The following is a 570-nucleotide window of genomic DNA, read 5'->3' as shown; positions in this document are numbered from 1 at the left end:
AGATGACGCGGACCGGCGCGGGTCGGGGCAAGATCGCCTCACTCGGTCTCCAGCCGCACGGGCCTGCCGGTTCGTCTTCGCCGATGCCGGTTTTGTCGCGATCCCGCCACCACCAGTGCGCCGGGGGAGGGGCAGGGCTTCTCCGCCTGCCCTCTCTTGCTGCAACCGCCGTGTCATACGTTGATCTGCTCGAATATGTGCGGGTACGACACGATGTCGTCGCTGAACTCGGCCGCCATGCGCTGGAACTCCGGGCTGCCGAAAGCCGTGGCGAGCGCCTCGGTCGACTCCCAGACCGCGACGTTCATCAGAAGCCGGCTGTCCGCCGTTCCCTTGTGCATCTCCAAGGAGACGAATCCCGGCTGAGCCTTCATGAACTCCGCCTGCCTCCGGAAGAGGGCCAGGAACGCTTCAGCCCTCTCCTTCGGGACGACGAAGGTGTTGGCCAGGACGACGGGTCCGGTCTTCTCCTTGAACTGCGCGAACATCGGCGTACTCGGGTCGAGACTCTGCTGCTTGGCCATTTTCGGTACTTCCTCTCGCTGTCGGTTGCCCCGCGGCACCGAGGCC

General features: G+C 65.4%; 1 protein-coding gene. It reads right to left on the bottom strand.

What is annotated here, in order from left to right:
• Positions 1-173 precede the first annotated feature (173 nt).
• On the bottom strand, positions 174-570 hold a 397-nt coding region (locus E6R62_RS38620), incomplete at its 5' end, for an antibiotic biosynthesis monooxygenase (protein WP_240802157.1).

It is taken from the genome of Streptomyces sp. A1136 (assembly GCF_004795055.1).
GTDB lineage: Bacteria > Actinomycetota > Actinomycetes > Streptomycetales > Streptomycetaceae > Streptomyces.
This window is presented reverse-complemented; position numbering and strand designations above follow the sequence as displayed.